18 protein-coding genes are annotated in these 20758 nt (G+C 63.1%); 13 read left to right on the forward strand and 5 right to left on the reverse strand.

The features are described from left to right. Nucleotides 1-6: 6 nt before the first annotated feature. The 6 genes from ACZ6YA_RS17590 to dctM all read left to right on the forward strand — a co-directional run bounded on the left by ACZ6YA_RS17590 (nucleotide 7) and on the right by dctM (nucleotide 6490). Nucleotides 7-1356: an MmgE/PrpD family protein gene (locus tag ACZ6YA_RS17590; RefSeq protein WP_465898376.1), complete on the forward strand. Its 1350-nt coding sequence runs from the start codon at nucleotides 7-9 to the stop codon at nucleotides 1354-1356. 18 nt (nucleotides 1357-1374) lie between these two features. Continuing rightward, entirely contained in the window at nucleotides 1375-2574 is a 1200-nt protein-coding gene (locus ACZ6YA_RS17595) for a CaiB/BaiF CoA transferase family protein (RefSeq protein ID WP_465898377.1), read from the forward strand. Next, nucleotides 2571-3383 carry an HpcH/HpaI aldolase/citrate lyase family protein gene (locus ACZ6YA_RS17600; protein WP_465898378.1) on the forward strand — a complete coding sequence of 271 codons (813 nt, stop codon included), beginning with the start codon at nucleotides 2571-2573 and terminating at the stop codon, nucleotides 3381-3383. The genes ACZ6YA_RS17595 and ACZ6YA_RS17600 overlap by 4 nt, the downstream gene beginning before the upstream one ends. Before the next feature lie 122 nt (nucleotides 3384-3505). Continuing rightward, complete coding sequence (locus ACZ6YA_RS17605) at nucleotides 3506-4504, forward strand: DctP family TRAP transporter solute-binding subunit (protein WP_465898379.1); 999 nt, start codon at nucleotides 3506-3508, stop codon at nucleotides 4502-4504. Between the two features lie 70 nt (nucleotides 4505-4574). After that, a complete protein-coding gene (locus ACZ6YA_RS17610; protein ID WP_465898380.1) occupies nucleotides 4575-5207 on the forward strand; it encodes a TRAP transporter small permease in 633 nt (210 codons plus the stop codon). Beyond that, nucleotides 5207-6490 carry a C4-dicarboxylate TRAP transporter large permease protein DctM gene (dctM, locus tag ACZ6YA_RS17615; RefSeq protein WP_465898381.1) on the forward strand — a complete coding sequence of 428 codons (1284 nt, stop codon included), beginning with the start codon at nucleotides 5207-5209 and terminating at the stop codon, nucleotides 6488-6490. Before ACZ6YA_RS17610 ends, dctM begins: the two co-directional genes overlap by 1 nt. 167 nt (nucleotides 6491-6657) lie before the next feature. Here dctM and ACZ6YA_RS17620 read toward each other — a convergent pair whose 3' ends face one another. The 3 genes from ACZ6YA_RS17620 to pobA form a co-directional block, all read right to left on the reverse strand. Beyond that, nucleotides 6658-7539: a LysR substrate-binding domain-containing protein gene (locus ACZ6YA_RS17620; RefSeq protein WP_465898382.1), complete on the reverse strand. Its 882-nt coding sequence runs from the start codon at nucleotides 7537-7539 to the stop codon at nucleotides 6658-6660. A 45-nt stretch (nucleotides 7540-7584) separates the two neighbouring features. Continuing rightward, nucleotides 7585-9372, reverse strand: a complete 1788-nt coding sequence (gene ggt, locus ACZ6YA_RS17625) for a gamma-glutamyltransferase (protein ID WP_465898383.1) — start codon at nucleotides 9370-9372, stop codon at nucleotides 7585-7587. A gap of 143 nt (nucleotides 9373-9515) precedes the next feature. Next, nucleotides 9516-10703 (reverse strand): 4-hydroxybenzoate 3-monooxygenase, encoded by a 1188-nt coding sequence (gene pobA / locus ACZ6YA_RS17630; protein WP_465898384.1) that lies wholly within the window; start codon nucleotides 10701-10703, stop codon nucleotides 9516-9518. Between the two features lie 130 nt (nucleotides 10704-10833). Between pobA and ACZ6YA_RS17635 the strand changes: the two genes are divergently transcribed. The 3 genes from ACZ6YA_RS17635 to ACZ6YA_RS17645 all read left to right on the forward strand — a co-directional run bounded on the left by ACZ6YA_RS17635 (nucleotide 10834) and on the right by ACZ6YA_RS17645 (nucleotide 13111). Beyond that, a complete protein-coding gene (locus ACZ6YA_RS17635) occupies nucleotides 10834-11715 on the forward strand; it encodes a helix-turn-helix domain-containing protein (RefSeq protein WP_465898385.1) in 882 nt (293 codons plus the stop codon). A gap of 77 nt (nucleotides 11716-11792) precedes the next feature. Further along, nucleotides 11793-12191 (forward strand): MerR family transcriptional regulator, encoded by a 399-nt coding sequence (locus ACZ6YA_RS17640; protein WP_465898386.1) that lies wholly within the window; start codon nucleotides 11793-11795, stop codon nucleotides 12189-12191. Nucleotides 12192-12211: 20 nt separating this feature from the next. After that, a complete protein-coding gene (locus ACZ6YA_RS17645; RefSeq protein ID WP_465898387.1) occupies nucleotides 12212-13111 on the forward strand; it encodes a hydroxymethylglutaryl-CoA lyase in 900 nt (299 codons plus the stop codon). A gap of 535 nt (nucleotides 13112-13646) precedes the next feature. Here ACZ6YA_RS17645 and ACZ6YA_RS17650 read toward each other — a convergent pair. Beyond that, entirely contained in the window at nucleotides 13647-14165 is a 519-nt protein-coding gene (locus ACZ6YA_RS17650; protein WP_465898388.1) for an MgtC/SapB family protein, read from the reverse strand. 246 nt (nucleotides 14166-14411) lie between these two features. On the opposite strand from ACZ6YA_RS17650, the gene ACZ6YA_RS17655 reads away from it, so the two are divergent. The 4 genes from ACZ6YA_RS17655 (at nucleotide 14412) to ACZ6YA_RS17670 (ending at nucleotide 19742) form a co-directional block, all read left to right on the forward strand. Next, on the forward strand, nucleotides 14412-14651 hold the full coding sequence (locus ACZ6YA_RS17655; RefSeq protein ID WP_465898389.1) for a DUF3203 family protein: 240 nt from the start codon (nucleotides 14412-14414) through the stop codon (nucleotides 14649-14651). A gap of 122 nt (nucleotides 14652-14773) precedes the next feature. Beyond that, the gene (gene ccoG, locus ACZ6YA_RS17660) at nucleotides 14774-16162 is read left to right on the forward strand and encodes a cytochrome c oxidase accessory protein CcoG (RefSeq protein ID WP_465898390.1); all 1389 of its coding nucleotides are present in this window, start codon (nucleotides 14774-14776) and stop codon (nucleotides 16160-16162) included. Nucleotides 16163-16201: 39 nt separating this feature from the next. Next, entirely contained in the window at nucleotides 16202-17611 is a 1410-nt protein-coding gene (gene mapR, locus ACZ6YA_RS17665; protein WP_465898391.1) for a GntR family transcriptional regulator MpaR, read from the forward strand. Nucleotides 17612-17666: 55 nt separating this feature from the next. Beyond that, on the forward strand, nucleotides 17667-19742 hold the full coding sequence (locus tag ACZ6YA_RS17670; RefSeq protein ID WP_465898392.1) for a PAS domain-containing protein: 2076 nt from the start codon (nucleotides 17667-17669) through the stop codon (nucleotides 19740-19742). Nucleotides 19743-19751: 9 nt separating this feature from the next. On the opposite strand, the gene ACZ6YA_RS17675 is transcribed toward ACZ6YA_RS17670, so the two are convergent. Beyond that, nucleotides 19752-20498 (reverse strand): SDR family oxidoreductase, encoded by a 747-nt coding sequence (locus ACZ6YA_RS17675; protein WP_465898393.1) that lies wholly within the window; start codon nucleotides 20496-20498, stop codon nucleotides 19752-19754. Nucleotides 20499-20758 lie beyond the last annotated feature (260 nt).

Raw genomic sequence — 20758 nt, forward strand, 5'->3', positions numbered from 1 at the left:
CTGAGCATGCAGCATACCCAAGCCCTCGCCGGCTTCCTCGCCGACCTGCGCTACGCGCACATTCCCGGCCACGTGCTGGACCGCACCGAAGACCTGTTCCTCGACTGGCTAGGCTCGGCGCTGGCCAGCCAGGGCGCGCACCCGATCCCGCTGTTCGAGCGCTACGCCGAATGCATGGGGCCAGCGCAAGGCACCGCGCAGGTGCTGACCAGCGGGCGCACTTCATCGCCCTACTTCGCCGCCTTGGTCAATGGCGCGGCCTCGCACCTGGTCGAGCAGGACGACCTGCACAACAGCTCGGTACTGCACCCGGCCAGCGTGGTGTTTTCAGCCGTACTGGCAGCCGCCCAGGACCTCGACAAAAGTGGCCAGGACCTGCTGCTGGCTGCGGTGGCCGGTTATGAAGCAGGAATCCGCATCGGTGAGTTCCTCGGCCGTTCGCACTACCGTATCTTCCACACCACCGCCACCGTCGGCACGCTGGCGGCGGCGGTGGGCGTGGGCAAGCTGCTGGGCTTCGACCAGGTGCAGTTCATCAACCTGCTCGGTAGCGCCGGCACCCAGGCCGCCGGCCTCTGGGAGTTCCTGCGTGATGCCGCCGACTCCAAGCAGTTGCACACCGCCAAGGCGGCCGCCGACGGCCTGCTGGCCGCTTACCTCACCGCCGATGGCCTGACCGGGGCGCGCAACATTCTCGAAGGCGAACAAGGCTTGGCCGCTGGCATGTCCAGCGACGCCGACCCGACGCGCCTGAGCGACCGCCTGGGTACGCGATGGGCGCTGGCGGAAACCTCGTTCAAGTTCCACGCCTCGTGCCGCCACACCCACCCCGCCGCCGACGCGCTGCTGCAGCTGATGCAACGTGAACGCCTGGGGCATGAGCATATCGCCAAGGTGGTCACCCGCGTGCACCAGGGCGCCATCGACGTGCTGGGCCGGGTCTCCACGCCGGCCACTGTGCACCAGGCCAAGTTTTCCATGGGCACCGTACTTGGCCTGATCGCGGTGCACGGCCGTGCGCAGCTCCTGGAGTTCCGCGACCTGGCGCTGACCGACCCACAGGTCGCGCGTTTTCGCGACAAGGTCGAGATGCAGCTGGACGCCGAAGTGGACGCAGCCTATCCGGCCCGCTGGCTGGGCCGGGTGGAGGTGACTTGCAATGACGGCCGCACCTTCAGCGCCGCCATCGACGCGCCTAAGGGCGACCCCGGCAACACCCTGTCGCGCCCGGAGTTGGAAGCCAAATTCCAGCGCCTGCTGGCCTACTCCGGCGCGCGCAGCCCGGCTCAGGGCCAGGCCCTGATCGCTCGAATCTGGCAGCTGCGCGACGCCCGCTCGCTGGCCGATCTGCACTGAACCCGAACAGGTGACCCTATGACTCAAGCAATGCCCCGCCCACTGGACGGCATCACCGTGATCAGCCTGGAGCACGCCATCGCCGCGCCCTTCTGCACCCGTCAGCTGGCCGACCTGGGCGCCCGCGTGATCAAGGTCGAACGCCCCGGCAGCGGTGATTTTGCCCGTGGCTACGACCAGCGCGTCGACGGCCTGGCCTCGCACTTCGTATGGACCAACCGCTCCAAGGAGAGCCTCACCCTCGACCTCAAGCAAGACGCCGCAGACGGCATTCTCGACGCCCTGCTGGCCAAGGCCGATGTGCTGGTGCAGAACCTCGCGCCGGGTGCGGCGGCGCGCATGGGCCTGTCGTTCGAGGCCCTGCACGCGCGCTTCCCACGGCTGATCGTGTGCGACATTTCCGGCTACGGCGAGGGTGGCCCGTATGAAAAGAAGAAAGCCTACGACCTGCTGATACAGAGCGAAGGCGGCTTTCTATCGGTGACCGGTGGCCCCGGCGAAAACGACATGGCCAAGGCCGGCTGCTCGATCGCCGACATCGCCGCCGGTATGTACGCCTACACGGGCGTGCTGTCAGCGCTGATGCTGCGCGACAAGACCGGTGTCGGCAGCCGTATCGACGTGTCGATGCTGGAAAGCCTGGTGGAGTGGATGGGCTATCCGATGTACTACGCCTACGACGGTGCATCGCCACCGCCGCGTGCCGGCGCGGCGCACTCGACCATCTACCCGTACGGGCCGTTCCCTACCGGTGGTGGCGGCACGATCATGCTCGGCCTGCAGAACGAGCGGGAATGGGCGCTGTTTTGCGAGAAGGTACTGCTCGATCCGGCGCTGGCCAGCGACGACCGCTTCAGCGCCAACTTCAAGCGCTCGGCAAACCGCGAGGTTCTGCGCCAAATCATCATCGATGGGTTCGCCGGCCTGTCGCTGGACGAGGTGGTGGCGCGCCTTGAACAGGCGCAAATCGCCAATGCCCGGGTCAACGACATGCACGGCGTATGGCAGCATCCACAGCTGCAGGCCCGCAACTGCTGGCGCGAGGTGGACAGCCCGGCCGGCAAGTTGCCGTCGTTGTTGCCACCAGGGCGCAACCTTGCCTTCACCCCACGCATGGAGGCCGTACCGGCCTTGGGGCAACATACCCAGGGCATTCTCGACGAGCTGGGTTTCACTGCAGCGCAACAAGCTGACCTGTCTGCGGATGGCGTGGTATGAACGTCGTCCGCTCCGCCCTGTTCGTACCCGGTAGCCGCCCGGAACGCTTCGCCAAAGCGCTTGCGGCGGGTGCGGATGCGGTCATCGTCGATTTCGAGGATGCCGTGGAGGAACCCCTCAAGCGCCAGGCCCGCGACAATCTGCGGGCGTTTCTGCAAGCGACGCCGCAGGCTTCGGTGTGGGTCCGGATCAATGCGCCGCAGCACTTGGAGCATGCCGCCGACCTGACCTTCTGTGCACAGCAACCTGGCGTCGCTGGCGTACTGCTGCCCAAGGTGGAAAATGCCGCCCAGGTCGCCGTTGCTCGGCACCCTGGCAAGCCAGTCTGGCCCATCATCGAAAGCGCCAAGGGCCTCTTGGCACTGGCGCAGATCGCCCATGCCGAGGGCGTCGAACGGTTGTCGTTCGGCAGCCTGGACCTGGCGCTGGATCTACAGCTGAACACCGAGAGTGCTGCAGCACGGCAGTTTCTGGATCAGGCACGCATGGCTGTGCAGCTGCACTCACGCGGCGCTGGCCTGCTGCCGCCGCTCGATGGCGTGTTTCCTGCCATTGCCGACCCCGAGGGCCTGCAGCAGGCGATGCGGCATGCCTATGACCTGGGCTACGGCGGAGCGCTGTGCATCCATCCCCGGCAGGTGGCGGTGATTCACGCGGCCTTGGCACCGAGGGTGGAAGAACTGGCCTGGGCACGACGGGTCGTGGCAGCGAGCGAGGCGGCCCGAGGCGCCGGGGCCTTCCAGCTGGATGGGCAGATGGTCGATGCCCCGGTGTTGTTGCGGGCACAGCGACTGTTGGCGCAACCGTAGGCCAGGGCACGGTGTTCGGCCATGCCGAACGCCGCCTTACACAAATGCTAATTCTCTAAACGCAGGCCCTGGTCCATCTTTACGCTCAATCCTCCTACAACAATAAATCAGAGGTGACATCGATGTTGAAACTGACCCAGGCGCTGTTCTGCGCCGCCGCAGTGTCCATGGCAGGCATCGCCCAGGCCGCCGACCCGATCATCATCAAGTTCGCCCACGTGGTGGCCGACAGTACCCCCAAAGGCCAGGGTGCGCTGATGTTGCAGAAGCTCGTCGCCGCCGACCCGCAGCTCAAGGACAAGGTCAAAGTCGAGGTCTACCCCAACTCGTCGCTGTTCGGCGACGGCAAGGAGATGGAAGCCTTGCTGCTCGGCGATGTACAGATGCTGGCGCCGTCGCTGGCCAAGTTCGAGCATTACAACAAGCAGGTGCAAATCTTCGACCTGCCGTTCCTGTTCGACGACCTGGCCGCCGTCGACCGCTTCCAGCAAGGCCCGCAAGGCAAGGCACTGTTGACCTCGATGGAGGACAAAGGCATCCGTGGCCTGGCCTATTGGCACAACGGCCTCAAACAGCTTTCGGCGAACAAGAAGGTGATCCTGCCCAAGGATGCCCGTGGCCTGAAGTTCCGCGTGCAGGCCTCAAGCGTGCTCGAAGAACAGTTCAAGGCGATCCGCGCCAACCCGCGCAAGATGAGCTTCGCCGAGGTTTACCAGGGCCTGCAGACCGGCACGGTCAACGGCACCGAGAACACCTGGTCGAACTACGAAAGCCAGAAGGTCAACGAAGTGCAGCCGTTCTTCACCGAGACCAACCACGGCCTGATCGACTACATGGTGATTACCAACGCCACGTTCTGGAACGGCCTGCCTGAGGACGTCCGTGGCGAGCTGCAAACGCTCATCGACCAGGTCACCGTCGAGGTGAACAAGCAGGCCGAAGCCCTCAACCAGACGTCGCGGCAAAAGATTCTCGAGGCCAAGACCAGCGAGATCGACCCGCTGACCGCCGAGCAACGCCAGCAGTGGCGTGAGGCGATGCGCCCGGTGTGGGAGAAGTTCTCCGATCAGATCGGCACCGACCTGATCGACGCCGCCGACGCCGCCAACAAGGCGACCTGACCCACGCTGCGTCCTGCCCTGGCCACCCGCTATCTGGGTGGCCTGCCCTCTGCTTGTCTGGAGAATCCCTATGCAATCGCTCAGGCGTGTCTGGGAGCACTTCGAGGAAGGCATGATCGCCTTTCTCCTGGCCGCCATGACCCTGGTGACCTTCCTCTACGTGGCACTGAACAACCTCTACACGATGTTCTACACGCTCAGTAATCACTGGGCCTTCGCCAGCGACCTGCTGCTCGGCATCGGCGACCACCTGATGGGCTACGCCCAGGACATGACCTGGAGCATCGCCCTGACCAAGGCCATGTTCGGCTGGCTGATCTTCTTCGGTATCGCCTACGGCGTGCGCACTGCCGGCCACCTGGGAGTCGACGTGCTTGTGCGGCGCACCCGCAAGCCGGTGCAGCGGGTGCTGGCGATGATCGCCTGCGGCTGCTGCCTGGCCTATGCCGGTTTGTTCCTGGTGGCAAGCATCAAGTGGGTGAGCGCGGTGCTGGTAGCCGGCATCGGCGCCGAGGACCTCGACCGCTATGGCATCAAGGTCGGCCATATCGCGCTGATCGTGCCGATCGGTTTCGCCCTGGTGATCGTGCGTTACCTGGAAATCCTCTATCGCCTGTTCACCCATCGCCAATATGGCCTGGGCCTGGCCGACGAGGCCGGCGAAGCCAGCAAACTGGCCAACCCTGGCGAGGAGCATCACTGATGACGGTTATCTGCCTGTTCCTGTTGCTGTTCGTGTTAATGTTCCTCGGCGTGCCAATCGCCATTGCCCTGGGGCTGTCGGGGGCGCTGTCGATCCTTATGTTCAGCCAGGACTCACTGAGTTCGCTGGCGATCAAGCTGTTCGAGACCTCCGACAGCTACACCTTCCTGGCCATCCCGTTCTTCCTGCTGTCGGGCGCATTCATGACCACCGGTGGCGTGGCGCAGCGGCTGATCGACTTCGCCAATGCCTGCGTCGGGCATATCCGCGGCGGCCTGGCGATTGCCGCCGTGCTGGCGTGCATGCTGTTCGCCGCGCTGTCGGGCTCGTCACCGGCCACGGTCGCGGCGGTGGGTTCGATTGCCGTCGCCGGCATGGTGCGCTCCGGCTACCCACGCGAGTTCGGCGCCGGGATTATCTGCAACGCCGGCACCCTCGGCATCCTGATTCCGCCGTCGATCGTCATGGTGGTGTACTCGGCAGCCACCGAGACCTCGGTGGGCAAGCTGTTCATGGCCGGCGTGATACCCGGCATCCTGCTTGGCGTATGCCTGATGGTGACGATCTACATCGTCGCCCGGATCAAGAAGCTGCCGGCGCAACCCCGCGCCAGCTTCCGCGAATGGCTGAGCACCGCCCGGCGCGCGTTCTGGGGGCTGTTGCTGCTGGTGATCATCCTGGGTGGCATCTACAGCGGCATGTTCACCCCGACCGAAGCGGCGGCCGTGGCTGCGGTGTACTCCGCGTTCATCGCGCTGTTCGTGTACAAGGACATGCGCCTGCGCGATTGCCCGAAAGTGCTGCTGGAGTCGGGCCGGCTGACCATCATGCTGCTGTTCATCATCGCCAACGCCATGCTCTTCGCCCATGTGCTGACCACCGAACAGATCCCCCAGCAAATTACCCAATGGGTGTTGTCCGAGGGGCTGACGCCGATCGGCTTCCTGATCATGGTCAACGTCGTGCTGCTGGTGGCCGGCAGCTTCATGGAGCCGTCGGCGATCATCCTGATCCTGGCGCCGATCTTCTTCCCGATCGCGATGAAGCTGGGTATCGACCCGATTCACCTGGGGATCGTGATGGTGGTGAACATGGAGATCGGCCTGGTCCACCCACCGGTGGGGCTGAACCTGTTCGTGACCTCGGCGGTGACTGGCTTGACCTTGGGGCAGACGATCCGCGCGGCGCTGCCGTGGCTATCGATCCTGCTGTTGTTCCTGGTGCTGGTGACCTATGTGCCGTTCATTTCGCTGGCGCTGCCGGCGTGGTTGGGCATGCCGTAAGCATGCACCGCATATCCCGTGGGAGCGGCTTTAGCCGCGAAGCAGGCACCGCGCTGGATGGCACGGGCTTCGCCCGTGTTCGCGGGACAAGCCCGCTCCCACAGGGATCGCGCAGCTTTCTAAGTTTTGTGGAAGACAGTTGCTCCCACAGGGATCATTCTGCAAGCTCAAATTCCGCCACCGGCGAGCAACTCCGTCATCACCTCAGCCAACGCCTTGACCATCACATCTGCCGTTGGCCGATGGACGATGACGATCTCGTAGCTGTCCACCTCAGGTAACCCCTGCCCCTCTCCCATCACCCGATGCTCAGCGGTTGCCGCCCTCGGCGGCAACAGGCTGATGCCCATGCCGTCGGCCACTGCCGCCTGGATGCCGCTGAGGCTGGAACTGGTGAAGCTGATTCGCCAGCGCCGGCCCATGCCTTCGATGGCGCTGATCATGTCTTCGCGATACAGCCCGCGCGGCGGGAAGGTCACCAGCGGGATAGGGTCTAGCTCGAAGGACGGCAGGCGCGCGCTGTCGATCCATTGCAAGCGTTCGGGCCAGCAGGCCACGCCCTCGCGGGTGTTGCGCCGCTGCTTGAGCAATACCAGGTCGAGTTCGCCGTTGTCGTAGGCCTGGCTGAGGTCGCGGCACAGGCCGCTGGTGACTTCCAGCTTGACCTGTGGATGCAACCGGCTGAACGCCGACAGCGCGTTGGTGGTGCGCCCACCGACGAAATCCTCCGGCACGCCCAGGCGCACCGTTACACCGACCATGGCGCCTGCCAGCGCTTCGAGCATCTGGTCGTTCAACGCCAGCATGTGCCGGGCATAACCGAGCAAGGTCTGCCCGGCGTCGGTCGGCAGCACGTCGCGGTTGCCGCGCACCAGCAGGCGGTGGCCGACCATCTCTTCGAGGCGGCGAACTTTCTGGCTGATGGTCGACTGGGTCGAGTGCAATCGCGCGGCGGCGGTGGTGAAGCTGCCGCAATCGGCTACGACGACAATCGCCCGCAGCAGGTCGAGGTCGAACAGGGCTCTATTCGATTTAACGCTGATGGACATCTTTGTATTCAACTACTGAATGGCGAGCGCTGACTTCTACCACGGCTAATCGCCGAGCGCCACGCCTTCGCGACGCGGGTCGGCGCCACCCGACCAGCCTCTGGCGGTGCGCTGGATAATCTGCATGCCGCTGGTCATGACCATGGGTGTAATCTCGTGGCCCCATGCCGCCAGCTGGCGAATGAGCGCCGGGCTGGTCAGCCCGGCCTCCAATTCGGTGCCAGCATTGCGGCTGCCGAAATTCGGCAGGTTGCAGGCCTGCTGCGGATCGAGTTGCCAGTCCAGGAGGCCGATCAATGCCTTGTTCACGTAACCGATGATCTGCGAGCCGCCGGGTGATCCGAGGCTGGCCACCAGCTCGCCGGAGTCTCGGGCAAAGACCAAGGTCGGCGCCATGGCGGACAAAGGGCGCTTGCCGGGCTCGACACGATTGGCCACCGGCTTGCCGTTTTCCTGGGGGATGAAGGAGAAGTCGGTCAGGTGGTTGTTTAGCAAAAAGCCTTTGACCATCAGGTGCGAGCCGAACGCGGCCTCCACCGACGTGGTCATGGCCAGCGCCTGGCCGCTGTCGTCGACGGCGCTGAGGTGCGAGGTGGAAATACGTAGCGGCGAGCGGTCCGGTGCCATGGCCAGGTCGGCGCCTTCGGGTTTACCCGGGCGCGCATATTTCATGCTGTAGTCACCGATCTGCGCGGCGCGCCCGGCCAGGTAAGCAGGGTTGGTCAGCGCCTTGAGCGGGACTGGCACGTAGTCGCTGTCGGCCAGGTACTGCGCACGGTCGGCGTAGGCCAGCCGCTCGGCTTCGGCGATCAGGTGGACGGCCAGGGGGGCAGGTTCCAGGCCTGCCACGGAAGACGTGGTGCGGAGCGGCAGGGTTGCCAGGTCGCGTTGCGGGTTGGCACGTTGCAGCGCGTCAAGGATGCCCAGGGTCTGCAGCACGGTCACCCCGCCCGAGGACGGCGGCGGCATGCCGCAGATCTGCCAGATTTTGTAGGGGCCGCACAGCGGCGTGCGTTCCTTGGCCTGGTACTGGCGCAGGTCGTTCAGGGAAAGGTGGCCGGGATTGGCATGGGTGCGCACTTTGGCAACGATCGCTTCGGCGATCTCGCCGGTGTAGAACGCTTCGACGCCTTGATCGGCTATTCGCTCGAAGGTGTTAGCAAGTTCCGGGTTGCGTAGCCGCGTTCCTACCGGCAGTGGCCGTCCCTGATCATCCAGGAGGTAGCGGGCCATAGCCGGTGAGCTGGCGATGAAAGGGTCACCCGCCACCAAGGTATTGAGGCGTTGGGAAACCGGAAAGCCATTACGCGCCAAGGTGATGGCTGGAGTGAACAGGTCGCGCCAGGGCAGCTTGCCATGCTGGTCGTGCGCGAGTTTCAGCGCCCGCAGAACACCGGGCACGCCTACCGAACGGCCGCCGATCTGCGCGTCCCGGAACGGCATCGGGGTGCCGTCTGCTTGCAGGAACAGCGTTTGCGTAACAGTTGCCGGTGCGGTTTCGCGGCCGTCGAATGCCTGCACACGCTTGCCGTCCCAGTAAAGGATGAATGCCCCGCCACCGATGCCGCTGGATTGCGGCTCGACCAGGGTGAGGACCATCTGCATGGCAATGGCCGCATCGATGGCACTGCCGCCGGCGCGCAGTATCGCCCGGCCGGCCTCGCTGGCCAGGGGGTTGGCGGCGGCGACCATGTGCCGGGTGGCGTGCACCGGTTGCAGGGCGGTGCGATAGCCGGATTGGAGCTCCGGTGGTGCGGGTAGGACTTGGTCGGCTTGGGCGCATTGAGCGGCGGCAAGGCACAGGGCGCCAATCAGGTGCGTCGGGAATTTCATCGGTTGTGTCCTTTCGAAGTGCACGCCGGTGGGCTTTCCGCGCTCTCAAGATCGAGCGCCGCCCGCGCGGCGCTCGTTCTCAAGAACACTAAAACCCTATCGGCGGCCACCTGGTAGCCCTCACCCAACCCTGAGCCTCAATCCTACCCCACCTCCTCAAACGGCAATCCCACATAATTCTCGGCAATATTCACCAACCCCGCCTCGGACGACAGGAAATACTCCCGATCCGCCTCCTGCATCTTCTGGTCCCAGGCATCTTTGTGCTCGCCAAAATCATGCAGCAACTGGGTCATGAACCAACTGAACCGCTCGCCCTTCCAGACCCGACGCAGTGCCAACGGCGAATACTGCTGCAATAGATCGGCACGGCCCTCGCGATAGACCTTGACCAGAATCCGATACAGGTAATTAACATCCGAAGCCGCCAGGTTAAGGCCCTTGGCGCCCGTGGGTGGAACGATATGCGCGGCATCACCCACCAGAAACAGGTTGCCGTACTGCATCGGCTCGACCACCTGGCTGCGCAGTGGGGCGATGCTTTTTTCCAGCGCCGGGCCGGTAACCAGCCGCTCCGCCACATCCTCGGGCAAACGGGCCTTGAGTTCATCCCAGAAGCGCGCATCTGACCAATCTTCGACCCGCTCCGTCAGTGGCACCTGCAGGTAGTAACGGCTGCGCGTCTGCGAACGCTGGCTGCACAGCACGAAGCCCCGCTCATGGTGGGCATAGATCAGTTCATGGTTGACCGGTGGGGTGTCGGACAACAGCCCAAGCCAGCCGAAGGGGTACACGCGCTCGTAATGCTTGAGCACGCCTTCGGGAATGCTTTGCCGGGAGACGCCGTGAAAACCGTCGCAACCGGCGATGTAGTCGCAGTCCAGGCGGTGGGTCTGCCCGTCTTTTTCAAACGTGATGTACGGCCGTTCACCCTTGAGTTCGTGCGGCTGGACATTGCTGGCAGTGTAGATGATCGGTGCCCCACTGACCTCGCGTGCCTGCATCAGGTCACGGGTGACTTCGGTCTGGCCGTAGACCATCACGGTCTTGCCGCCGGTCAGGCCCTTGAGGTCCAGGCGCTGGCGGCGGCCACCGACCAGCAGTTCGACACCTTCATGAACCAGCCCTTCGCGGTCCATGCGTTCGGCGACACCGGCCTCGCGCAACAAGTCGACGGTGCCCTGCTCGAGCACGCCGGCACGGATACGACCGAGCACATATTCCGGGGTCTGGCGTTCGACAATGACGGTATCGATGCCTGCCCTGTACAACAAGTGACCGAGCAGCAGGCCAGACGGACCGGCCCCGATGATTGCAACCTGAGTTTTCATTGTTGTTGTCTCGTGCTTGTAGGGTTCGCACTTGCATTTTTACTGGCTGCAGCGGCCAAATAAGTGTGTTATCCCATGCAAAACCTGCACTTTTACAAATAACGTTCGATTAACGGACAGGCGTTACAGCATGAAATCCACCCTTCCCGGCGTCCCGTTGTTCCAGCTGTACGGCGAAAACCAGGCCTGGCCCGGCACCGACCTGCTGCACTGCGAGTCGATCCCGGCGCGTAGTCGCCTGCACCATTGGGAAATCAAGCCGCACCAACACGCCGAGCTGTTTCAACTGCTGTATGTGCAGCGTGGCCAGGCCGAAGTGGAGATAGAGGGGGCACACAGCGTCATCAGCGAAGCTGCGATCCAGGTGGTTCCGCCGCTGACCGTGCATGGCTTTCGTTTCAGCGCCGATATCCAGGGCCATGTGCTGACCTTCGGCACGGCACTGGTGGCTGGCCTGGAGCAGCGCCTGGGCGCACCGTTGAGTGTATTGACCAGACCCGCGTGCTACCCCCTGGGCAAGGATCGTCTGCGCCTGCGCCAGCTGATCGAGACGCTGCAACAGGAATACCAAGGCCATGCGCCTGCAAGGTCGACCCTGCTCGAAGCGCTGGTGACCGCGCTGATGGTGTGGATCAGCCGTCGCCAGCAACTGGGCCAGCCACCTCGCAACCGCGACGAACGTGACCGCCAGCTGCTCGGGGAGTACCTACGCCTGGTCGAAACACATTTCCGTGAGCACCTGTCCGTGGAAGATTTCGCCGCGCGGCTGAACATCTCGAGCCTGCAACTCAACCAGTTGTGCCGGGCGTTAAGCGGGCAGACCGCGCTGCAGGTGGTGCACCAGCGATTGTTGCTGGAGGCGAGGCGTAATCTGATCTACACACGCATGAACATTGGGCAATTGTCCGATAGCCTGGGGTTCAGCGACCCCACTTACTTTGCGCGGTTCTTCAAGCGCTTGAGCGGGCAGACGCCCAATGGCTATCGGCGCTCGGTACAGCGTGACAGCTAAGCGGGTTTCGCCACGCTGCTTGACGTATACGTCAACCTGCATTCAGGATACCGCCATACCCCACGCCGAGCCCAAGCATGAGCAGCCAGACCTACAGCATCTCCGACCTGTCCCGCGAGCTGGACATCACCACCCGCGCCATCCGCTTCTACGAAGAACAGGGCCTGCTCAGCCCTGAGCGCCGCGGCCTGGAGCGTATCTACTCGGCACGCGACAAGGTCAGCTTGAAGCTGATCCTGCGCGGCAAACGCATCGGTTTCTCGCTGGCCGAATGCCGCGAACTGATCGAGCTGTACGACCCCACCAGCGGCAACCTCAAGCAACTCAACAGCATGCTGGCGAAGATCGCCGAGCGCCGCGCCCAGCTCGAACAGCAGATGCTCGACATTCACCAGATGCAACTGGAACTGGACACCGCCCAGGAGCGCTGCGAACAGGCCCTGACCGCGACCTTGAACCATAACGACAACCGCTGACCCGCCACAGGAACCCCGCCATGCCCTTGCCCGAAAAAGTCCGCCTGGTCGAAGTCGGCCCCCGCGACGGCCTGCAGAACGAAGCTCAGCCCATCAGTGTCGCCGACAAGGTGCGGCTGGTCGACGACCTGACCGACGCCGGCCTGGCCTACATCGAAGTTGGCAGTTTCGTTTCGCCCAAGTGGGTGCCGCAGATGGCCGGCTCTGCCGAGGTGTTCGCCGGTATTCGGCAGCGCCCAGGTGTCACCTACGCGGCCCTGGCACCCAACCTGCGCGGATTCGAAGACGCCCTGGCCGCAGGGGTCAAGGAAGTGGCAGTGTTCGCCGCCGCCTCCGAGGCATTTTCCCAGCGCAACATCAATTGCTCGATCAGTGACAGCCTCACGCGCTTCGAACCGATCATGGAGGCGGCACGCAGCCACGGTGTGCGGGTACGCGGGTACGTCTCCTGCGTGCTGGGCTGCCCGTATGAAGGCAAGGTCAGTGCCGAGCAGGTCGCCCCGGTGGCCAAGGCCCTGCATGAGATGGGCTGCTACGAAGTTTCGCTGGGCGACACCATTGGCACGGGCACTGCCGGTGATACCCGCCGGCTGTTTGAAGTGGTCTCGGCCGTGGTGCCGCGCGAGCAGCTGGCCGGCCACTTCCACGACACCTACGGACAGGCGCTTGCCAATGTGTACGCCAGCCTGCTCGAAGGCATCCGTGTATTCGACAGCTCGGTGGCCGGCCTGGGGGGCTGCCCCTACGCCAAAGGCGCCACGGGTAATATCGCCAGTGAAGATGTGGTGTATCTGCTGCAAGGGCTGGGTATTGACACCGGCATCGACCTCGACCGCCTGATCGCTGCCGGGCAGCGCATCAGCAACGTGCTGGGCCGGGCCAATGGGTCGCGTGTGGCGCGGGCGCGCAGTGCACAGTGAGAGTCACACGGTTGTCACATCGGTGTGGGCGGAGTGTTACCGCCCCCACAGTTTTCAGCAAAAAATCGGGTAACAGGGAAACAAATCGACAGAATTTCAGGTCGCCTGCTTTCGCCTGATTCAATCAAGCCACTGATTTTAAAGGATTTTAAAAAGTTGGCACGGCACCTGCTATATCTCTGGTACAACAAAAACAAAAAACGTGACATCCAATAAAAACAACATGAAACGGCTCTGACATAACAAGAACAACACGGCAGAGGCGCAGCTAGCAGATTTTTTTGGAGTAGACAGGCTTTTCAGGGGTTCGCCCCCGCGATCTGGCACAGAACAATAAAACTACCTCAAGGTAGCGACAGTCAGCTTCGGATCCTTTGGATGATTGCAGGTCAGCGCTCAAAAAAATACGTTTGCTCTTGGCCCCGGATGGGGGTCGCTCGCAACACCAAGGCAGGCCTACAAAAACAACAAAAGGCCCGTCTCAATAATAAGAAAAGAGCAGGCAACAACGCTTTGAGGGGAGCTTCGGCTCCCCTCAGTGCTTCCTGCCCTCCTCCTCTCGCTGTTTCTCATCGTTCCCGCCCTCAACCTTATCCACCACCAATGGCATCGTCGCCAGCACCAGCAACGCCAGCAGCGTGCTGATCAGTGCCGTGGCCTCACGCCCCATGCCTGCAGCGGTACCAATCGCAGCCGTCATCCACAGGCCGGCGGCAGTGGTCAAGCCTTTGACATGGCTGGTGTCTTGGCCGTTACCTTTGAGGATAGTGCCCGCACCGAGAAAACCGATGCCGGCGACGATGCCCTGGATGACCCGGCTCAACGCCTGCTCATCGGCACCCGCCATGCTTGGCGCCAGGACGAACAGCGCAGCGCCCATCGACACCAGCATGTGTGTGCGCACGCCGGCGGATTTGCCCTTGTGCTCCCGCTCGAAACCCAGCACTGCGCCCAGTACCGCTGCCATCAACAGCCGCAAAACGATGCGCACGACTTCCTGAGCGTCGGTGATGTCGGCAAATTCTGCTTGAAGGGTTTGCCAGATGAGGTCCATCGGGATTGTCTCGAACGCAAGTTATGTATTGCCTGTGCCGGCGTCTTCGCGGGGCAAGCCCGCTCCCACAGATTCCGGCCACGCTGCTGTCATTGTGGGAGCGGGCTTGACCCGCGAAGGGGCCGGCACAGGCTCCTTTAAAGGTTGACCCTTGCACATCAGGCAAAGTGCCCGCCCAGCGGAATCATGGAATCACGCTGGACCGCCAGCGGTCACACCTGTAACCGCACCCCGGAGGATCACCCCATGCCCGTCGAAATCGAAGAAAGCACCTGCCGCTGCACCCTCATCGGCGAAGAACTGCGCATCGAAGGCGAAGGCCCGGACATCGAGATCATCACCGATGAGCAACTGCACATGTCCGTGGCGCTGCTGGCCGGCCAGCGCGTGCCAATTACCGAAATCGAAGCAGACGCCTTGACGGTGGCAGGTGCGGTGGATAGCCGCAGGCATCTGAAGGCCAGCGTCCCAGGCTCGGTAATCTGAGGCTCAGCGGACAATTTCCGGAAATCTGATACGGTTTTTAACATCAAACCTGAGCCTGTGCTGAATACAGCCTGGGGGCCATAGTGCTCATGCCTGATTCAGGCCTGATGAGCACCGTAGCCATGAACGACAGAATCGACCTTATCGAACTGGCCGCCCCACGGCGGCCCGCCGCCACCGGCATTCATACTCGCAGTTTCACCGGCCTCTACCGCAACCTGCGCATTGGCTTTGCCGGCCTGTTGTTCGTGCTGTTCTTCGGCACCGCCTGGCTGAACTGGAACGGACGTCAGGCGGTGCTGTGGGACCTGTCCAGCAGCAAATTCCATATCTTCGGCACCACCTTCTGGCCGCATGACTTCATCCTGCTGTCGGCACTGCTGATCATCTGCGCCTTCGGCCTGTTCGCCATTACGGTGTACGCCGGCCGTGTCTGGTGTGGCTACAGTTGCCCGCAGAGCGTGTGGACCTGGTTGTTCATGTGGTGCGAGAAAATCAGCGAAGGCGACCGCAACCAACGCATCAAACTCGCCGCCGCCCCCTGGAGCCTGCGCAAGCTTGCACGCCGCTCGCTCAAGCATGGCCTATGGCTGGTGATCGGTGTGCTCACCGGGCTGACTTTCGTGGGTTACTTCACGCCAATCCGCCCCCTCGCTCAGGAACTGTTCAGCTTGCAACTGGGCGGCGTGGCGCTGTTCTGGGTGGTGTTCTTCACCAGCGCCACCTATATCAACGCCGGTTTTCTGCGCGAAGCAGTGTGCCTGCACATGTGCCCGTATGCGCGCTTCCAGAGCGTGATGTTCGACAAGGACACCCTGGCCGTGGCCTATGACCCGCGCCGGGGCGAAGCACGCGGCCCGCGCAAGAAAGGCAGCGACCACCACGCACAAGATTTGGGTGATTGCATCGACTGCACCTTGTGCGTGCAGGTCTGCCCGACCGGCATCGACATTCGCCAAGGCCTGCAGATGGCCTGCATCGGCTGCGCCGCCTGCATCGATGCCTGCGACAATGTCATGGACAAGATGGGTTACCCACGCGGCCTGATCGGTTACAAATCCGAACACAGCCTGCAAGGCGGTACCACCCATTGGCTGCGCCCGCGCTTGCTGGGCTACGCCGTCGCCTTGCTGGTGATGATCGGCGCCCTGGTGGCCGCCTTGCAATTGCGCCCCATGGTATCGATGGACGTGATCAAGGACCGTGGCCTGTTCCGCGAGAACGCCCAGGGCCAGATCGAGAACATCTACCTGCTCAAGGTCATCAACAAGACCGAACTCAGCCAGCGTTATCACTTGCGTCTGATCGATGCCGAGGGTTTCGAACTGCACGGCAAGACCGACTTCGTCATTCCCGCCGGGGAGATGAGCGAGGTGCCGGTGTCGGTCGCCCTGCTCGCCGAACGCCCGGCCAGCAGCTCGCAGGAACTGGCCTTCGAGATCCAGGACAGCGATCAGCCAGCTATCCGCAGTGTGGCCCGCAGCCGCTTCGTGGCGCCGCTCAACCGCTGATCCCTTACACTTACTGTTCACCTTGCTTGCCGAGCCCTCATGAAACGTTACGAACGCTTTGCCGACGACATTGCCGAACTGATCCGCTCCGGGGTGCTCGGCCCCGGCCAGCGCGTGCCCTCGGTGCGCTACGCCAGCCAGACCCACGGGGTCAGCCCGTCGACGGTATTCCAGGCTTACTACTTGCTCGAACGCCGCGGGCTGATCCGCGCACGGCCGCGTTCGGGCTACTTCGTCAATGCCCATGCGCCGCGTCAGTTTAGTGAACCGCAACCCCTGGAACCGCTGAGCGAATCGACTGACGTAGATGTCAGCGCCCTGGTGTTCTCCATCCTCGAATCGATCAAAGATCCCAACACCGTGGCGTTCGGCTCGGCCTTCCCCAGCCCCGAACTGTTTCCGCTGCAGCGCCTGTCACGCTCTCTGGCCAGCGCCAGCCGGGCGATGGATCCGCGCATGGTGGTGACTGACCTGTCGCCGGGCAACCCACAGTTGCGTCGGCAGATCGCCTTGCGCTACATGGTCGGTGGGCTGATGCTGCCCATGGAAGAACTGTTGATCACCAATGGCGCTCTGGAAGCGTTGAACCTGTGCCTGCAGGCGGTCACTGAACCGGGCGATCTGGTGGCGATCGAGGCGCCGGCCTTCTACGCCTGCCTGCAGGTGCTGGAACGGCTCAAGCTCAAGGCGGTGGAGATCCCGGTACACCCGCGCGAAGGCATGGACCTGGCCGCGCTTGCCCAGACCCTGGACAAGCACCCGATCAAGGCGGTGTGGTGCATGACCAACTTCCAGAACCCGGTGGGTGCGAGCATGCCCGAGGCCAAGAAGCAGGCGTTGGTCGAATTGCTGCGGCGCCACCAGGTGCCGCTGATCGAAGACGATGTCTACGCCGAGTTGTACTACGCGCAGCAGGCGCCCAAACCGGCCAAGGCCTTCGATACCCAGGGCCTGGTCATGCACTGCGGCTCGTTCGCCAAGAGCCTGGCACCAGGCTATCGCATCGGCTGGGTGGCGGCCGGGCGCTTTGCGCAGAAGATCGAGCGGCTCAAGCTGATGACCTCCCTATGCGCTTCGATGCCGGCCCAGGCAGCTATTGCCGACTACCTGCAACACGGCGGCTATGACCGCCACTTGCGCAAACTGCGCTACGCCCTGGAAGGTCAGCAGGCCAACATGCTCGCCGCGATTGCCAAGCATTTTCCGGCGCAGACACGGGTCAGCCAGCCGTCCGGCGGCTACTTCCTGTGGCTGGAGCTGCCCGAGCAGATGGATGCGCTGAAGCTGTTTCACATGGCCTTGGCCCAGGGCATCAGCATCGCGCCAGGGCCGATCTTTTCGCCGACCCGACGCTTTGGTAACTGCATACGTCTTAATTACGGCAGCCCCTGGCACGACGATGCCGAGCGGGCCATGGAAACCCTGGGGCGCATCATACGATCGTTCTAGCCGCCGCCGGGGCGCGCACGCTAAAGTTGCGTACTGCTCTGTGCCGGACGCCCCAATGCCCCACCGCGAATTGCATCAACTACGTCAGCAGGTCGACGCCTTGCAACGGCGCAATGCTGAACTTGAATCAACCCTGGTGCACCAGCAGGCGGTGGGTGATGACCTGTTCCGCTTCCTGTTCGACACCATGGACGAGGGCTTTTGTGTCATCGAGTTCTTCGATGGTCCGCACGGCCCGCTCAGTGATTACGTGCACATCGTCGCCAACGCGGCCTACGCCAAGCACGCGGGGATTCCCAACGTGGTGGGCCAGAAGCTGCGCGAAATGGTCCCCGACGAGGCCGACGACTGGGTGGCGCGTTATGGCAAGGTGCTGCGTACCGGTGAGCCGCTGCAGTTCGAGCAGGAGCTGGTCGCCACGGGCCACGTGTTGTCGGTTACCACGTTTCGCGTGGAGCCGGCCGAACGGCGCCAGGTCGCCGTGCTGTTCAAGGATGTGACTGAACGGCGCAAAGCCGAGGTGGCCCTGCAGCAACTCAATGAAGAATTGGAACGGCGCGTCAGCGAAGCATTGGCCGAGCGTCGGTTATTTGCCGAGCTGGTAGACCACAGCGTGGTCAACGTGCATGTGGTCGATGCAGGCATGCGCTGGCTGGCGGTCAATCGCCAGGCGCAGCAGGACTTTCATAATTTGTACGGGTGCACGCCACACGTCGGCGATCACATGCCCGCGCTGATGGGCGCCAATCTGCAGGACTACTTCCTGATCCTGCCGTTGTGGCAACGCGCGCTGGCAGGCGAACACTTCACCATCACCGAAGCCTTTGGCCATGAGTCGAATCGACGCCACTTCGAATTGCGCTTCAACGCCCTGCGCAACGCGCAGGGGGATGTGCAGGGCGCCTACCTGTTCGCCTATGACGTCAGTGCACGGGTGCAGGATCAGCAGCGTCTGGCTCATGCCGAGCAAGCGCTGCGCCAGGCTCAGAAGATGGAGGCCGTAGGCCAGCTCAGTGGCGGTATCGCCCACGACTTCAACAACTTGCTGGGCGGTATCCTCAACGCACAGGAACTGATGCATCAACGCCTGGGCCAAGGGCGTTACGAGGATCTCGACCCCTTGCTGGAGTTGTCCAGCACCTCCGCGAAGCGGGCCTCATCGCTGGTGCATCGACTGCTGGCGTTTTCGCGTCAGCAAACCTTGCAACCGCTCGCCACTCAGGTCACGGAACTCGTCAGCGGCATGGAAGATCTCATCCGCCGCAGTATAGGCCCGTCCATCACGCTGCGTAGCCGTTTCGACAGCGAACTGTGGCCGACCTTCATCGACCCGCCGCAACTGGAAAGTGCCCTGCTCAACCTATGCATCAATGCCCGCGACGCGCTGTCCTCAGGCGGCACGATCGATATCGTGGGTGAGAACATTGTCCTCGACATTGAACTGGCACAGCCTCTGGAACTCAGCCCGGGGGATTATGTATGCCTGAGTGTGATCGACAACGGCTGCGGTATGAGTGCCGAGGTGGCGGTGCGGGCCGTCGATCCGTTCTTCTCGACCAAACCCATGGGCCAGGGCACCGGTCTCGGCCTGTCGATGACGTATGGCTTCGTCCGTCAGTCGGGGGGGCAGTTGCGTTTGCTCTCCACTCCCGAAGAGGGCACCCGGGTCAAGCTGTACCTTCCGCGCCACCACGAACAACCCAGGGAACAGATCCGCGAACCCAAGCGGACATTAATGGACAGCAGCCGCTCAAGCGGGCAACGCATTCTGCTGGTCGAGGATCAGGCGGCCCTGCGCCTGGTCGTCAGCGACGTATTGGAGGAGCTGGGCTATCAGGTCGAGGCCTTTGAAAATGCCCCGGCCGCCCTGGCTCACCTCCAGCAATGCGAGCGCCCGGACCTGCTGCTCAGCGACATCGGCTTGCCCGATGGCCTCAATGGCCGTCAACTGGCAGAGCAATGCCGTCTTGTCTACTCCGACCTGAAAGTGTTGTTCATCACCGGCTACGACGAGAGCGCGGCATTGAGCGATGGTCAGTTGCTGCAAGGGACCAGCGTGCTGACCAAGCCGTTTGATCTGGATGCATTGGCCGAACGCGTGCGCCAATTGCTTGCCGATGAGCTGCCCTGAGGGCAGCGATCAGCGGCCGCCGCCCAGGTCGATGAAACTGCCAGTGGAATACGACGCCTTGTCCGAAAGCAGCCAGAGAATCGCCTCGGCGACTTCTTCAGGGTACCCGCCGCGGCCCATGGGTAGGCCTGGTTCAAGTTTGGCCACGCGGTTGGGGTCGCCTGACAGGGCATGGAAGCCGGTATGGATGTAACCCGGGCGAACGCCGTTGACGCGCACGCCCTCGCCTGCCACTTCCTTGGCCAGGCCAAGGGTGAAGGTGTCCAAGGCACCTTTGGAGGCGGCGTAGTCGACGTACTCGTTGGGTGACCCCAGACGTGCGGCGACCGAGGACACGTTGACGATGGCGCCACCCTGGCCGCCGTGCCGCCGGGCCATGCGCAGCAGTGCGTGCTTGGCACAGAGCATGGGGCCGACCACATTGGTTTTCATTACTTTGAGCAGGCGAAACTCTGACATTTCCTCCACGCGACTCTGCTGGCCGATGGTGCCAGCATTGTTGACCAGCGCGGTGACCGGGCCAAGTTCCTGATCGACGCGCTGGAACAGCTGGATCACCTCATCTTCGACGCTGGCGTCGGCACGCACGGCGACGGCCTCAGCGCCGAGCGCACGGACTTGGGCCAGGATGTTATCGGCGGCCTGGTCGTCGGCGTGATAATTGATGCAGATGCGGTAGCCCTGCCGGGCTGCCAACAGCGCGGTGGCGGCGCCGATGCCACGGCTGGCGCCAGTGATGACGATGACTTTCTCCATGGTTTGCCAATCGCTTGGAAAAGGAAGAATCGACAATAGGTGAAAAGTCACGGCATGGGAATGACCGAGCGCAGGCCTGCGAGTCATTCCGCTTTCGCTTTTCGCTTTTCGCTTTTCGCTTTTCGCTTTTCGCTTTTCGCTTCTAAGTGTGCGGTAGTTCAGGCGACGCAGAATGCGACTTCAGGAGGCCGAGCGCAGGTCTTGCGGAGGGAGGTGACGGGCAGGAGCCCGTCAAGCGCTTCGGCCCATGGATGGGCCGT

The sequence above is a fragment of the Pseudomonas sp. NPDC090752 genome (genome assembly GCF_055584805.1).

Coding starts and splice junctions, on each gene's coding strand:
- ACZ6YA_RS17590 (WP_465898376.1), top strand. CDS start 7: ATGCAGCATACCCAAGCCCTCGCCGGCTTCCTCGCCGACCTGCGCTAC.
- ACZ6YA_RS17595 (WP_465898377.1), top strand. CDS start 1,375: ATGACTCAAGCAATGCCCCGCCCACTGGACGGCATCACCGTGATCAGC.
- ACZ6YA_RS17600 (WP_465898378.1), top strand. CDS start 2,571: ATGAACGTCGTCCGCTCCGCCCTGTTCGTACCCGGTAGCCGCCCGGAA.
- ACZ6YA_RS17605 (WP_465898379.1), top strand. CDS start 3,506: ATGTTGAAACTGACCCAGGCGCTGTTCTGCGCCGCCGCAGTGTCCATG.
- ACZ6YA_RS17610 (WP_465898380.1), top strand. CDS start 4,575: ATGCAATCGCTCAGGCGTGTCTGGGAGCACTTCGAGGAAGGCATGATC.
- dctM (WP_465898381.1), top strand. CDS start 5,207: ATGACGGTTATCTGCCTGTTCCTGTTGCTGTTCGTGTTAATGTTCCTC.
- ACZ6YA_RS17620 (WP_465898382.1), bottom strand. CDS start 7,539: ATGTCCATCAGCGTTAAATCGAATAGAGCCCTGTTCGACCTCGACCTG.
- ggt (WP_465898383.1), bottom strand. CDS start 9,372: ATGAAATTCCCGACGCACCTGATTGGCGCCCTGTGCCTTGCCGCCGCT.
- pobA (WP_465898384.1), bottom strand. CDS start 10,703: ATGAAAACTCAGGTTGCAATCATCGGGGCCGGTCCGTCTGGCCTGCTG.
- ACZ6YA_RS17635 (WP_465898385.1), top strand. CDS start 10,834: ATGAAATCCACCCTTCCCGGCGTCCCGTTGTTCCAGCTGTACGGCGAA.
- ACZ6YA_RS17640 (WP_465898386.1), top strand. CDS start 11,793: ATGAGCAGCCAGACCTACAGCATCTCCGACCTGTCCCGCGAGCTGGAC.
- ACZ6YA_RS17645 (WP_465898387.1), top strand. CDS start 12,212: ATGCCCTTGCCCGAAAAAGTCCGCCTGGTCGAAGTCGGCCCCCGCGAC.
- ACZ6YA_RS17650 (WP_465898388.1), bottom strand. CDS start 14,165: ATGGACCTCATCTGGCAAACCCTTCAAGCAGAATTTGCCGACATCACC.
- ACZ6YA_RS17655 (WP_465898389.1), top strand. CDS start 14,412: ATGCCCGTCGAAATCGAAGAAAGCACCTGCCGCTGCACCCTCATCGGC.
- ccoG (WP_465898390.1), top strand. CDS start 14,774: ATGAACGACAGAATCGACCTTATCGAACTGGCCGCCCCACGGCGGCCC.
- mapR (WP_465898391.1), top strand. CDS start 16,202: ATGAAACGTTACGAACGCTTTGCCGACGACATTGCCGAACTGATCCGC.
- ACZ6YA_RS17670 (WP_465898392.1), top strand. CDS start 17,667: ATGCCCCACCGCGAATTGCATCAACTACGTCAGCAGGTCGACGCCTTG.
- ACZ6YA_RS17675 (WP_465898393.1), bottom strand. CDS start 20,498: ATGGAGAAAGTCATCGTCATCACTGGCGCCAGCCGTGGCATCGGCGCC.